Origin of the sequence: Gordonia bronchialis DSM 43247 (genome assembly GCF_000024785.1) — a bacterium.
GTDB classification, from domain to species: Bacteria; Actinomycetota; Actinomycetes; order Mycobacteriales; family Mycobacteriaceae; genus Gordonia; species Gordonia bronchialis.
Window position 1 is genome coordinate 1,873,720 of sequence record NC_013441.1, and the last position, 13,766, is coordinate 1,887,485.

10 protein-coding genes and 1 riboswitch are annotated in these 13,766 nt (G+C 67.9%); of the genes, 5 read left to right on the top strand and 5 right to left on the bottom strand.

Annotated features, from left to right (window positions below; genetic code table 11):
• Positions 1–46: 46 nt before the first annotated feature.
• Positions 47–1,534, bottom strand: a complete 1,488-nt coding sequence (gene glpK, locus GBRO_RS08845; protein WP_041919816.1) for a glycerol kinase GlpK — start codon at positions 1,532–1,534, stop codon at positions 47–49.
• A gap of 90 nt (positions 1,535–1,624) precedes the next feature.
• On the opposite strand from glpK, the gene glpD reads away from it, so the two are divergent.
• A complete protein-coding gene (gene glpD, locus GBRO_RS08850) occupies positions 1,625–3,367 on the top strand; it encodes a glycerol-3-phosphate dehydrogenase (protein WP_041919817.1) in 1,743 nt (580 codons plus the stop codon).
• 4 nt (positions 3,368–3,371) lie between these two features.
• Here the strand turns inward: glpD and GBRO_RS08855 are convergent, their stop codons facing one another.
• The 3 genes from GBRO_RS08855 to GBRO_RS08865 all read right to left on the bottom strand — a co-directional run bounded on the left by GBRO_RS08855 (position 3,372) and on the right by GBRO_RS08865 (position 9,356).
• Positions 3,372–3,800 carry a pyridoxamine 5'-phosphate oxidase family protein gene (locus tag GBRO_RS08855; protein ID WP_012833620.1) on the bottom strand — a complete coding sequence of 143 codons (429 nt, stop codon included), beginning with the start codon at positions 3,798–3,800 and terminating at the stop codon, positions 3,372–3,374.
• Positions 3,801–3,943: 143 nt separating this feature from the next.
• The gene (locus GBRO_RS08860) at positions 3,944–4,729 is read right to left on the bottom strand and encodes a DNA-formamidopyrimidine glycosylase family protein (RefSeq protein ID WP_012833621.1); all 786 of its coding nucleotides are present in this window, start codon (positions 4,727–4,729) and stop codon (positions 3,944–3,946) included.
• Positions 4,722–9,356 (bottom strand): ATP-dependent helicase, encoded by a 4,635-nt coding sequence (locus GBRO_RS08865; RefSeq protein WP_012833622.1) that lies wholly within the window; start codon positions 9,354–9,356, stop codon positions 4,722–4,724. The genes GBRO_RS08860 and GBRO_RS08865 overlap by 8 nt, the downstream gene beginning before the upstream one ends.
• Positions 9,357–9,417: 61 nt before the next feature.
• Positions 9,418–9,503, top strand: a riboswitch (cobalamin riboswitch).
• Between the two features lie 48 nt (positions 9,504–9,551).
• Here GBRO_RS08865 and GBRO_RS08870 point away from each other — a divergent pair.
• The 4 genes from GBRO_RS08870 (at position 9,552) to GBRO_RS08885 (ending at position 12,473) form a co-directional block, all read left to right on the top strand.
• A complete protein-coding gene (locus tag GBRO_RS08870) occupies positions 9,552–9,788 on the top strand; it encodes a CbtB domain-containing protein (RefSeq protein WP_041920361.1) in 237 nt (78 codons plus the stop codon).
• Between the two features lie 23 nt (positions 9,789–9,811).
• Positions 9,812–10,639 (top strand): CbtA family protein, encoded by an 828-nt coding sequence (locus GBRO_RS08875; protein ID WP_012833624.1) that lies wholly within the window; start codon positions 9,812–9,814, stop codon positions 10,637–10,639.
• Positions 10,640–10,677: 38 nt separating this feature from the next.
• Positions 10,678–11,157: a histidine phosphatase family protein gene (locus tag GBRO_RS08880; RefSeq protein ID WP_012833625.1), complete on the top strand. Its 480-nt coding sequence runs from the start codon at positions 10,678–10,680 to the stop codon at positions 11,155–11,157.
• Between the two features lie 92 nt (positions 11,158–11,249).
• Positions 11,250–12,473 carry an acyl-CoA dehydrogenase family protein gene (locus GBRO_RS08885; protein WP_012833626.1) on the top strand — a complete coding sequence of 408 codons (1,224 nt, stop codon included), beginning with the start codon at positions 11,250–11,252 and terminating at the stop codon, positions 12,471–12,473.
• Between the two features lie 5 nt (positions 12,474–12,478).
• Here GBRO_RS08885 and GBRO_RS08890 read toward each other — a convergent pair whose 3' ends face one another.
• On the bottom strand, positions 12,479–13,729 hold the full coding sequence (locus tag GBRO_RS08890; RefSeq protein ID WP_052298248.1) for an Nramp family divalent metal transporter: 1,251 nt from the start codon (positions 13,727–13,729) through the stop codon (positions 12,479–12,481).
• Positions 13,730–13,766: the final 37 nt, after the last annotated feature.

Consider the following 13,766-nt stretch of genomic DNA (forward strand, 5'->3'; position numbering starts at 1 on the left):
TAACGTCCCTCGCGCGTCAGGGACCGAAGGGGCCGGGAGCCGCCCGTCAGGCCAAGTCGAAACTGTGCTCGACTGCGCGGTTCCATTCGCTATACAACCGGTCGCGTTCCGCGGAATCGATGGTGGGTTCCCAGCGTTTGTCCTCGGCCCAGTTGGCGCGGATCTCGTCCTCGCTGTCCCAGTAGCCGACGGCCAGGCCGGCAGCGTAGGCGGCGCCGAGTGCGGTGGTCTCGTTGACGACCGGGCGGACGACGGGGACGTCGAGGATGTCGGCCTGGAACTGCATGAGGAGGTCGTTGACGACCATCCCGCCGTCGACCTTGAGGGTCGACAGTTCCACACCGGAATCCGCTTGCATGGCCTCGATGACCTCGCGGGTCTGAAAAGCGCTGGCCTCCAGGGCGGCTCGGGCGATATGTCCCTTGTTGACAAAGCGGGTCAGGCCGACGATGACGCCGCGGGCGTCGGAACGCCACCGGGGGGCGAACAGTCCGGAGAACGCCGGCACGAAGTAGGCGCCGCCGTTGTCGTGGACCTGTGCGGCCAACTCCTCGATGTCGCTGGCGTGCGGAAAGAGTCCCAGGTTGTCGCGGAGCCATTGCACCAGGGAGCCGGTGACGGCGATGGATCCTTCGAGGGCGTAGCGCGCCGGTTGGTCGCCGATTCGGTAACAGACCGTGGTGAGCAGGCCGTGATCGCTGAACACCGGCTCTGTTCCGGTGTTGAGCAACAAGAAGTTTCCGGTGCCGTAGGTGTTCTTGGCCTCGCCGGGTTCCAGGCAGGCCTGCCCGAAGGTCGCCGCCTGCTGGTCGCCCAGAATCCCGGCGAGTGGTACCCCGGGTAGCGATCCGTGCTCGCGCAGCGGTCCGTAAACCTCTGCGGAACTGTGGATTTCGGGCAGCATGGCCACCGGGACGCCGAAGGCGTCGCACAGTGCCTCGTCCCACGACAGGGTGCGCAGATCCATCAGCATGGTGCGCGAGGCATTGGTGACATCGGTGATGTGCAGACCGCCGTCGCGACCACCGGTCATGTTCCAGGCGATCCAGGAATCCATTGTGCCGAAGCATAATTCGCCGTTCTCGGCACGCTCGCGCGATCCGTCGACGTGGTCGAGGATCCACCGTGCCTTGGGGCCGGCGAAGTACGTCGACAGCGGCAGACCGGTCTGGTCGCGGTAGCGGCCGGGCCCGTCGTCGCCGGCGAGCTCGCGGCACAGGTCCCCGGTGCGGGTGTCCTGCCAGACGATGGCATTGTGGATCGGCTCACCGGTTTCGCGGTCCCAGATCACCGTCGTCTCGCGCTGATTGGTCAGGCCGCATGCCGCGATGTCGCCGTATTTGAGATCGGCCGATGCCAGCGCGGCAGCCGCGACGCGGCGCGTATTGCGCCAGATCTCCATCGCATCGTGCTCCACCCAGCCGGCCCGGGGGAAGATCTGCTCGTGTTCGATCTGCTCGGAACTGACGACGCGCCCGCCACGGTCGAAAACCATCGCCCTGGTCGACGTGGTGCCCTGATCGATCGCGGCCACATAGGTCTCTGAGCTGCTCACGCGGCCAGTGTCGCACGCGCGGCTGCGCCACCACTGCAATCCACGCGAGATCCACTACGCTCGATGATCATGACCCCCGAGTTCAACCCGGATCGACCCGCGGATATGGGCCCGTTGTACCGGCAGGAGGCGTGGCGGCGGCTTGGCGCGGAGCAGTTCGACATCGTCGTCATCGGCGGTGGCGTGGTCGGCGTCGGCGCTGCTCTGGACGCCGCGACCCGCGGATTGCGGGTGGCGCTCGTCGAGGCCCGCGACATCGCGTCGGGCACATCGAGCCGGTCGTCGAAGATGTTCCACGGCGGCCTGCGTTACCTCGAGCAGCTCGAGTTCGGCCTGGTGCGGGAGGCGCTGCGCGAGCGGGAACTGTCGCTGCGACTCCTCGCGCCGCACCTGGTCAAGCCGCTGCCGTTCCTCTATCCGCTGACCCAGCGTGTCTGGGAGCGGCCCTACGTCGCGGCCGGCATCTTCCTCTACGACCGGATGGGCGGCGCCAAGTCGGTGCCCGGACAGCAACATGTCACCCGGTCGGGCGCGCTGCGCGTCGCACCCGCGCTCAAGCGGGATTCCCTCATCGGCGGTATCCGCTACTACGACACCGTCGTCGACGACGCGCGCCACAGCCTGACCGTCGCACGTACGGCCGCGAACTACGGTGCCGTGATCCGCACCTCCACCCAGGTCGTCGGCTTCCTGCGGGAATCCGATCGAGTGCTCGGGGTGCGGGTGCGCGACACCGAGAACGGCGAGATCACCGAGGTGCGCGGTCATTGCGTCATCAATGCTGCCGGCGTGTGGACCGACGAGGTGCAGGCGCTGTCCAAGCAGCGCGGCCATTTCAAGGTCCGCGCCTCCAAGGGTGTGCACATCGTGGTCCCACGCGACCGGATCGTCAGCGAGACCGCGATCATCCTGCGTACCGAGAAGTCGGTGCTGTTCGTGATCCCGTGGGAGACCCACTGGATCATCGGCACCACCGACACCGACTGGAACCTCGACCTCGCCCACCCGGCGGCCACCCGCGCCGACATCGACTACATCCTCGAACGCGTCAACGAGGTGCTGGTCACCCAACTCACCCACGACGACATCGAAGGCGTCTACGCGGGGCTGCGCCCCTTGCTCGCCGGGGAGGACGACCAGACCTCCAAGCTGTCGCGTGAGCATGCGGTGGCCACCGTCGCGCCTGGCCTGGTGTCGATCGCCGGCGGCAAGTACACCACCTACCGGGTGATGGCCTCCGACGCCGTCGACGCCTGTAACGACTTCATCCCCACTCGCGTCGCACCGTCGATCACCGAGCGGGTGCCGCTCCTCGGCGCCGACGGCTACTTTGCACTGATCAACCAGTGTGAGCACCTCGGACAACGGTATGGCCTGCACCCGTACCGAATCCGGCGTCTGCTCAACCGCTACGGGTCGCTCATCGACGACGTTCTCTACTATGCGCAGGACGATCCGTCGCTGCTGCAGCCGATTGCCGCGGCACCGCAATACCTGCGTGTGGAGGTGGTGTATGCGGCGGTCGACGAAGCCGCCCTGCACCTCGAAGACGTGCTGGCCCGACGCACCCGCATCGCCATCGAGTACTCCCATCGTGGGGTCGACTGCGCCGACGAGGTTGCCGGACTACTGGCACCCATCCTCGGCTGGGGGCCCGAGGAGATCGCGTTCGAGATCGACACGTACCGCGCGCGGGTCGAGGCGGAGATCGCCTCGCAGCGTCAGCCCGACGACGAGTCCGCGGACGCGTTGCGGGTGGCCGCACCCGAGGCGCGGCCGGAGATCCTGGAGCCGGTTCCCGTCCCCGACTGAGGGTTCAGTCCTCGCCGGTGTATCGCTCGGGTTCGGGGCCGAAGGTGAACTCACGTCCGGTGATCTCGTCGGCGGAGATCTCGACGTAGTTGTACTTGAGCGTGGGCAGCCAGGTGCGCAACGGGAGCGTGTCGGCGGCCTCGATCTCACGGTGGGATTCGAGAACTCGGGCGGTACCCTTCACGACGACGCTCCAACCACCGTCGGCGTCGTGGTCGTCGGTCTCGAATGCCACATGCGAATTCGCGGTCAGCTCATAGAGTTTGGTTCCCTGAGCGGTCCGGAAGATGATTCGGCGATCGCTGCACAGGTAGTTCACCGGATAGATGTCGGGCTGACCGTCGTAGCTCAGGGCGATGCGGCCGAGTTCGGCCTGTCCCAGTCGATTCCAGGCTTCGTCGGCGCTCAGTTCCTTGATCGGGTTGTCCACCATGGTCCTCGTCCTTCGTCAGCCCCGTCGGTCCTCCCGTCACTCACCAGTGTCGTCGCCCGCCGCCGGCTATGCCAGGGTATTTGGTCATCTCTGGTGCCCGATGAACGTGTTCACCTGCACGATCGACGGATTTGCCCGCACGGTCAACGCTGGCAGGTGGGGCAGAAGTAGATGACGCGTTCGGTACCCTCGTCGCCCAAAAAGCCCCGCTCGATCAGGGTGGCGCAGCGGCGACAGAGCTGACCGCGCCGACCATAGACCCAGGTGCGCGCGTTCGGGGCGGTCTGCCCGGTGGTGGAGCGGGCGGTGCGGGTTCGGTTGTTCCACAGCAGTTTACGGCTTGTCTCGACCATCCCTGGTACGTCGACGTCGGCGACGGGGGTGGTGGGCAGCACCCCGCGCAGGTAGCAGATCTCGCACCGGAAGACGTTGCCGACGCCGGCCATCAGCCGCTGATCGAGCAGTGCAAGCCCGATCGCCTCCGCCGGTCTGGCCCGGATACGCCGGATGGCCTCCTCGGCATCCCAGTCGTCCCCGAGAAGGTCGGGGCCCAAATAGGACAGCGCGGCGTCGGGATCGTCGAGCAGGTCGAGTATTCCCAGTTCGAAGCCGACAGCCTCGTAGGTGCTGGTGCGCAATACGATCCGGGCATGGTGGCCGGGTCGTCGCCACCGTGCGCCGACGCGGTGGACATGCCAGGCGCCCTCCATCTTGAGATGCGAGTGGATGCTGGGCGCCCGATTGCCCTGCGGATCGGCGAGGTCGATCAGTAGGTGCTTGCCCCGGGAGCGCACGCCGGTGACCGTGTGCCCGGCGAAGTCGACGGTCGCGTAGCGGGGCACTCGGAACTGGCAGTACGTCAGGACCTGACCGGCCAGGGCGCGCCGGAGCCGGTCGGCCGCCGCGTAGACGGTGTCGCCCTCAGGCATGGAGGCCGTACCGCAGGCGCACACCGCGCGGGGTGGTGGCGAACCCCGCGTCGACGAGCACCGGTGCCATCTCGGAGCCGAGCACCGGCCGCGAATCCACCTGATCGATCGTCAGCCGGGACAGCCGCCCGGCGCGCACGGCGTCGGCGAGAGCGCCTGCGGCGGTGCGTAACCGATCGGCGTCCGAGCTGAAGGTGAGAACCGTCTTACCCCCACGTTCGACGAACAGCACCGGCTCGCCGGCGAGCAACACGACGAGGGCACCCGCTTTGCGGCCCGGGCGGTGCCCGGAGTCCTCAGCGCTTGTCTCGGGCCAATCGAGAACTGCGCCATAGGGATTGGCCGGGTCGGTGGCCGCCAGCACAACAGCCGGGGCAGCGCTGTCCGCGTCGACGGCATGGCGGCGTAACTCGTCGACGGTGGTCGGCCGGGCGAACTGGGCGCCCCCGAGCCCGTCGACGTAGTAGCCACGACGGACCACGCCGCTGTCCTCGAAGACGCTGAGCGCCTTGTAGACCCGCGCGAACCCACCGGGTACACCCTCGGTGGCCACCGAACCCCGCGTCACCACTCCGTAGCGGACCAGAAGTTGTTCGCACAGCGCCTGGGTGGCGGCGGTCGGATCGAGATCATCGCGGGCCAGCAGGAACCAGCGACCGGTCGTCGTCGGTGACGACGGCCGGCCGGTCGCGTGCTCGCTGAGAAAACGTGTCGAAAGACGTTGCGGCCGAATGCGAGGGGCGCGTGCGCGACCGCGGTGGGCAGGCGTCGGACGGGAACCGGCGCCGCGTCCCACCGATCGACGATCGGGCCGCAGCAGCGCACGTACCGCGGCGAAGGAGTCGTTGGCGACCTGCCCGGCCCACACCAGATCCCACAGGGCCGACTCGATGTCGGCTGTCGATGGCACCGCTGCGCCGGCCGCCGACAGGGTTTCCGAGGCCGCATCGGTGAGCTGGGCGAAACGCAACGCGCCACCCGGGGTGAGCACCGCCAGCAGCGCGGCGTGGATGGCGGTCAGGTCGATCTCGTCGGGCGGTTCGAGAGTGACCGGGAGCAGATCGGCAGGATGGAACGCGATCTGACCGTCGGCACCGCCGATCCGGCCGTGACCCGACCACACCACCTCGCCCGAGGAGAGCAGTTCATCGAGCATGGCGGGGGAGTAGTCGGCGACGCGGGCCGGCAGGATCAGTGACTCCCACGCCGACGCCGGCAGCGGATAGCCGGCGAGCTGGTCGAGCACCGTGGCGACCCCGTCGACGCCGCTCAGTCGCTCGGCGGGTGTGACGTGATGCCAGCCGCCGAGGAAACGGCCCAGGGTGGCGGCGTCGACGGGCGCGACGTCGGCGCGACTGGCCGCCAGCGAACCGCGCCGGATCTGTCCCAGGACATCGGCATGGCACCACTGCGTGGTCGGGTGTGCGTCGTCGGCGGCCGCGGGCAGGAAATCGCCTTCGACCACCTTGCGCTGGGCGGCCAGGCGCACCAGTGTGTCGCGGACGACGGCCACCGCCATCCCCAGCGACTCGGCGGCCTCGGTCAGGGTGAAGGGACCGTGAGTGCGCGCGTACCGGTGCACCAGATCGGTCACGGGATCGGGCACCGGGTCGGTGTAGGCGGCCGGGACACCCAGCGGAGCCGGGACACCGAGCGCGTCACGTAGTCGTGCGGTGTCCTCGACGGCGGCCCACAGGGGACGGCCCTGATGAGTGACCGAGATGATCGGACCGGCGCGATGCAGATCGGCCAGCACGGCGGCGGCATCGTCGCCCTGGTACCGGGCGGCCACCTCCTCGGTGGTGAGCGGACCGAGCCAGCGCAGCAGGTCGACGATGTCCTCGGCGTCGCGGGCCTGGCGAGATGGATCGAGTCGCTGCAACCGCGCGATGACCGCAGCGATTACCCCGGGATCGAGGAGCTCGCGCAGATCGACGCGACCGAGCAGCTGGGCCAGCAGGCTGGTGTCGAGAGACAGTGCGGCGGCCCGACGTTCGGCCAGTGGCGCGTCGTCGGAGTACATGAACGCGCCGACATACCCGAACAGCAACGACGCCGCGAACGGCGACGGTTCGGGGGTCTCCGTCTCGACCAGACGCACCCGGCGGGTGGAGATCCGGCGCAGCAGGTCGGTCAGCGCGGGCAGATCGTAGACATCCTGCAGGCATTCGCGGACGGCTTCGAGCACGATCGGGAAGTCGGGGAATTGTGATGCGACGGAGAGGAGTTGGGCACTGCGCTGCCGTTGTTGCCACAGCGGGGCGCGGCGGCCCGGGTCGCGTCGCGGCAGCAGCAGGGCGCGAGCCGCGCATTCCCGAAAACGGGACGCGAACATCGACGACTCGGCTAGCGCGTCGGTCACCATCTGCTCGATGTCGTCGGGGTCGATCACGAACACCGCGGCACCGGGCGGCTCATCTTCGGTGTCGGGCAGGCGCACGATGATGCCGTCGTCGGATGCGGTGGTGGCGCCCGCCAGCCCGAGAGTCTCCTGCAGGCGCGCCGAGATCGCACTCGCCCACGGGGCGTGCACGCGTAAACCGTAGGGGGAGTGCAGGATCACCCGCCAGTCGCCGAGCTCGTCGCGGAAGCGTTCGATCACCAGGGTCCGGTCGGTGGGGAGATGACCGGTGGCCTCGCGCTGCTCGGCGATCAGCGCGGCGAGGTTGTCGCGGGCGTACTCGGTGAGGCCGAGTTCGGTTGCCTGCCGGTCCAGTTCCTGCGGATCGGCGATCGCGCCGGTGAACTTGCCGATGGCGGCACCCAACTCGGCCGGACGCCCGACGGCGTCGCCCACCCAGAACGGAAGCCGGCCCGGCTGCCCGAAGGCGGGGGTCACCAGCACTCGGTCGTGGGTGATGTCCTCGATGCGCCAACTCGTGGCGCCGAGCGCGAAGACGTCGCCGACGCGGGACTCGTAGACCATCTCCTCGTCGAGCTCACCGACCCGAGCGGACTTCTCGCCCACCATGAACACGCCGAACAGCCCGCGATCCGGGATGGTTCCACCGGAGGTGACGGCCAGACGCTGGGCCCCGCGGCGCCCGACGAGTGTGTTGGCGTCGCGATCCCAGGTCACCCGGGGACGGAGTTCGGCGAACTCATCGGACGGAAATCGCCCGGAGATCAGGTCCAGGGTCGATACGTACACCTCGCGGGCCAGCTCCCGGTACGGCGCGGCGCGGCGGATCACGTCGAACCACTGGTCGACGTCGAGGTCGTCCATGGCCGCGGCGGCAATCGTGTGCTGCGCCAACACATCCAACGGATTCTTGGGGATGCGGAGCTCCTCGATGGCGCCGGCGCGCATCCGTTCGACCGCGACCGTGCAGTGCACCAGATCGGTGCGGTGTTTGGGGTAGAGCACACCCTGGCTGATCTCACCCACCTGATGCCCGGCGCGGCCGATGCGCTGCAATCCACTGGCCACCGACGGCGGTGCCTCCACCTGGATCACGAGATCCACTGCGCCCATGTCGATTCCGAGTTCCAGTGAGCTGGTGGCGACTACGCAGCGCAATCGGCCGGATTTGAGGTCGTCCTCGATCTCGGCGCGCTGCTCCTTGCTCACCGAGCCGTGATGGGCGCGTGCGAGGGTCGTCGGCGCGCCACCCGCGGCGCCGCTGGCCATGATGTGCGCGGGTGCGCCCCCGGGGACCCCCGGATTGGCCGCTGCCTGCACCGGCACACCGGAGCGCTGCGCGTAGATCTCGTTCAGCCGGGCGGTCAGCCGCTCGGCGAGGCGACGGGAATTGGCGAAGACGATGGTCGCGCGGTTGGCCTCGATCGCGTCGACGATGGAGGCCTCGACGTGCGGCCACAGCGAGCCGGCGGTCGGCGAGAACGCGTCATCGAGGTCGTCGGCCGTGTCCTCGGCCGGTGGCGGGATATTGGCCATGTCCGGTACGGGAACATCGACCCGCAGGTCAAAGGTCTTGGCTGCGGGCGGGCGGACGACGCGGCACGGACGGGAGCCGGCGAGGAAGTCGGCCACCACCTCCGGGGGCCGCACGGTCGCCGAGAGTCCGATGCGCTGCGCCGGGGTCTCCAGCAGGTCGTCGAGGCGTTCCAGCGACAGCGCCAGGTGAGTGCCGCGTTTGGTGCCGGCCACCGCGTGCACCTCGTCGACGATGACCGCGTCGACGGTGCGCAGGGTTTCACGGACCGACGAGGTGAGCATCAGGTAGAGCGACTCGGGGGTGGTGATCAGGATGTCCGGTGGTGCCTTGGCGAGGAGTCGGCGTGCTGCCGCCGCGGTATCCCCGGAGCGCAGGCCGACGGTGATGTTCGGTTCGGGCTCGCCGAGTTCCTGCGCGGCCCGGGTGATGCCGGTCAGCGGCGCGCGGAGGTTGCGCTCGACATCGACCGCCAGCGCCTTCAGCGGGGAGATGTAGAGGACGCGGGTGCCGGCCGCCCGGTCCGGGGTGGCCGCCAGCCGGTCGAGCGCCCACAGGAACGCCGACAACGTCTTTCCCGAGCCGGTGGGCGCAATGACCAGCGTGTTCTCCCCATCGGCGATGGAGTTCCACGCGCCGACCTGGGCAGGGGTGGGCGCCGTGAACGCACCGGTGAACCACCGCCGGGTGGGAGCGGTGAATCGTTGGAGTACCGGCGCGGTTCGGGCCATCTCGACATCATCCCTCACGCCTACGACAGGCCACGGTATAGAGTCATCACACGCCAGTGCGGGGAATCCGGTGGGAGTCCGGAACGGTCGCGCCACTGTGAGCGGCGATCCCCGATCGACGTGAGTCAGAGTGCCGCACGGGTGACCGGTTCGATCGAGAACTGCCGACGCGAGATCGGCGAAAGGAAGGTCATCGTGACCGCTTCTACCCATACCACTCCTAGCTCATCGAGCAGGGCCCGCGCGCTCGCGGTGCCCGACCTCTCGGTCGCCGGCGCGGCCCTGTGGCTGACGCTGACCGTGGTGCTCGCGGGGCTGGCCTACTACTTCCTCGGGTACGACCAGGGCGCGGTGTCGGTGTTCGGCTCCGACACCCACGTGCACGAGTTCGTGCACGACGCCCGTCACTTCCTCGGCTTCCCCTGCCACTGACGCAGCCGGGAGACAACAACACAATGGAAAAGAAGTTCATCGGCGCAGGCCTGTTCTCGGGTCTGATCGCCGGAATTCTGTCGTTCCTGTTCGCGCGGCTGTTCATCGAACCGGTGGTGGCCAAGGCCATTGACTACGAGGGCCTGCGCTCGGCTGCCGAGGAGCAACTCGAGATCGAGGCCGGGGGACACGTGCACGGCGAGGGCGGGGAGGTGTTCACCCGCGCGATGCAGGAGAACCTCGGCGCCGGCGTCGGCACCATCGTGTTCGCGGTGTGTATGGGCGCGTTCTTCGCCGTCGCGTTCACGCTGCTGTGGACCTACATCGGTCGTCGGTATCCGGACGTGGACCCGCGTGCCGTCGCCGGCGCGCTGGGGGCCATCGGTTTTGTCGCGGTGTTCGGTGTGCCGTTCTTCGCCTACCCGGCCAATCCGCCGGCCGTCGGCGACGACGACACCATCGGCGCGCGGTCGGGGGCGTTCTTGACCATCACGCTGGTCTCGGTCGGTGTGGCGATCGCCGCGGTGGTCCTCGCACTCTGGTTGCGCCCCAAACTCGGTGGGCTCGTCTCGGCCGTCGCGGCCACCGTCGGCTACCTGGTGATCGTGACGATCACCATCGCACTGCTGCCGGAGTTCCACGAGGTCCCGACGGAACTGCGCAACGAGCAGGGTGTCATCGTGGCACCGGGCTTCCCGGCCGACGTGGTCGGCGACTTCCGGGTTTACGTGATCGCCAACCAGGTGATCCTGTGGACGGTGCTGACCGTGGTGTTCGCACTGATCCTGGGCTATCTGGCCCGTCCGCGGTCGCGTTCGTTCCCGGAGTCGACAGCTGCCGCGGTGAAGTGACACAGCCGATGTCGCGGGCAGATGCCGTTCACTGAAGCATGCTGATCATCACCGCCGGCCGCACCGGCCCCAACCGGGCTCTGCGGTTCGGCGGTGATGCATCTCTGGACGACGCCGGCCGCCGGTCGGTGATGGCACTCGCGCTGCCCGACCACTTCGGGATGGTGGCCGTCGGACCGGAGCGGGCGGCCACCGAGACGGCCGCACTCGTCGGGTCCGGGCGGGTGGCCGGTCGGGTGGTGGACGACCTGCGCACCCTGGACGTCGGGGCGTGGACGGGACGGCTGCCCGAGGAGATCCCGCCACCTGAACTCGGCGCCTGGTTCGCCGACCCGGCGTCGCATCCGCATGGCGGCGAATCCATCAGCGACTTCGTTGCCCGCATCCAGGCGTGGCGAACCACCACCTCGGTATCGGCCTGCGTCGTGTCGATGCCGGTGGCGCAGGCGCTTCTCGTCGACGACCCCGCACGATATTTCGCCGTCGAGGTCCGGCCGGCGACGATCTACCAGCGATGAAACAGTTGTGCTCATGTGTGTCTTTACATCCCGGGTGACACCTGACACAGTGAAACTGAAACGTGTTTTACTTCCCTGGATGCGAGGTAGCGATGTTCGAGTGGTCGGAAGAGGATCTGATGGTGCGGGACGCCCTGCGGGCGTTCATCGACAAGGAGATCCGCCCGCATATCGATGAACTCGAGACCGGTGTGCTCCCGCCCTACGACATCACCCGCAAGCTGCTGTCCACGTTCGGCGTCGACGCGATGGCCAAAGACGCCCTGGAAAAGGAGTTGGCGGCCGAGGCCGAGGGCAAGAAGTCGTCCGGCGGCGGTGGCGGCAACATGTCGAGTTCGATGTTCATGATGGTCAACATCGAGCTGGCCGGTGTCTGTCTAGGACTCGTCGGGTCGATGGGTGTCAGCATGGGCCTGACGCCCGGAACGATCCGCGGCAAGGGAACTCTCGCGCAGAAGAAGCGGTGGCTGCCCGAGTTGGTCACCATGGAGAAGGTGGGCGCCTGGGCGATCACCGAGCCCGACTCCGGCTCGGATGCGCTGGGCGGCATGAAGACCACGGTCAAACGCGACGGTGACGACTACATCCTGAAGGGCCAGAAAACCTTCATCACCAACGGTCCCTACGCCGACACGATCGTCGTGTTCGCCAAGCTCGACGACGGCAGCGATACCCCCATGCGTGACCGCAAGGTGCTGTCCTTCGTCCTCGACAAGGGCATGCCGGGTCTCACCCAGGGCAAGGCGTTCAAGAAGATGGGCATGATGAGCTCGCCGACCGGGGAGCTGTTCTTCGACAATGTCCGCCTCGGCCGGGATCGCCTGCTCGGCGAGACCGAGGACACCGGATCGGATGCGCGCGGTTCCGAGGGTGCCAAGGCCGGTTTCACCGCCGAACGCGTCGGTATCGCGGCGCTGTCGCTCGGCATCATCAACGAGTGCCTACGGCTGTCCCTCGACTACGCGAAGAACCGCAAGCTCTGGGGGCAGGAGATCGCGCAATTCCAGCTCATCCAGCTCAAACTGGCCGAGATGGAGGTCGCTCGGATCAACGTACAGAACATGCTCTTCAGTGCGATCGAGCGGGCGCAGGCGGGCAAACCGCTGAGTCTGTCGGAGGCGTCGGCGATGAAGCTGTACTCGTCCAAGGCGGCCACCGACGTGGCGATGGAGGCGGTGCAGCTCTTCGGCGGCAACGGCTACATGGCCGAGTACCGCGTGGAACAGCTTGCGCGCGATGCGAAGTCGCTGATGATCTACGCGGGAAGCAACGAGATCCAGGTCACGCACGTGGCCAAGGGGTTGCTGCGCGCCTGAGCCGATTACTCGGCCCCGGTCACCATCAGCACGACGAGTGCAATGTTGAGCAGCACGATCACTGCCGACGCCGCGCCCGCGACCAGACGCAGCGGGCGCGAGTCGGCGAACTCGCCCATCAGATCCCGGTTGGCGGTGAGCCGCCCGAGCGGGATGATGGCGAACGGGATACCGAAACTCAGGACCACCTGGCTCAGGACGAGGGCCCAGGTCGGTTCGACCCCGACCGACAGCACGATCAGCGACGGGATGAGCACGAGGATGCGGCGCGCGACGATCGGGATGCGAATGCGGAGCAGGCCATCCATGATCGACGCACCGGCGTAGGACCCCACCGAGGTGGCGGCCAGTCCCGAGGCGAGCAGGCCGATCGCGAAGACGGTGGCGACCGCCGGCCCCAGCGCATCCTGGACGGCGCTGTAGGCGCCCTCGATGGTGTCGGTGCCCTCTTTGCCGCGTAGGTTCTGCGCGGCGAGCAGCAGCAGCGAGATGTTGACCGCGCCCGCGATGAGCAATGCCACCACCACGTCCCACCGGGTGACGCGCACCAGCCTGCGTTTCTCCTCGTCGGAGTGGCCGGTGCCGTGTCGATCGATGACGAGCGACGAGTGCAGATAGATCGCGTGCGGCATCACCGTCGCACCGAGCATGCTCGCCGCCAGCAGCACGGTTTCGGGGCCGTCGAGACGCGGGATCAGACCGCCGAGTACATCGCCGGCCGGCGGGGGTTGCAGGACGAGTCCGGTGAGGAAGCCGACCACGATGACCGCGAGCATGGTCACGATCACCCGCTCGAAGATCTTCTGCTGCCGCGGGTTCTGCAGGATCAGGATGATCATGGACACCACGCCGACGATCAATCCGCCGATCACCAGCGGCAGGTCGAACAGCAGTTGCAGAGCGATAGCCCCGCCCACGATCTCGGCCAGATCGGTTGCCGCGGCGACGATCTCGGCCTGCACCCAGTATGCGCGGCGGGAACGCGGGGACAGGCGCCTGCCGAGCAGCGCGGGCAGGCTGGTTCCGGTGACGATGCCGAGTTTGGCCGACTGGTACTGGATGACCATGGCGATCAGATTGGCCATCACCAGAACCCACACGAGCAAGAATCCGTAGCGGGCGCCCGCGGTGATATTGGCGGCCACATTGCCCGGGTCCACGTAGGCGATCGCGGCGACGAAGGCGGGTCCGAGTAGTGCGGCATTGCGCATCTTGGCACCGCTCGGGGTGAACTGTGCTGCTCGAAGCGATGCCATGGCGACCAATCTCGCACGAAACCGAGACGCTTTCAAG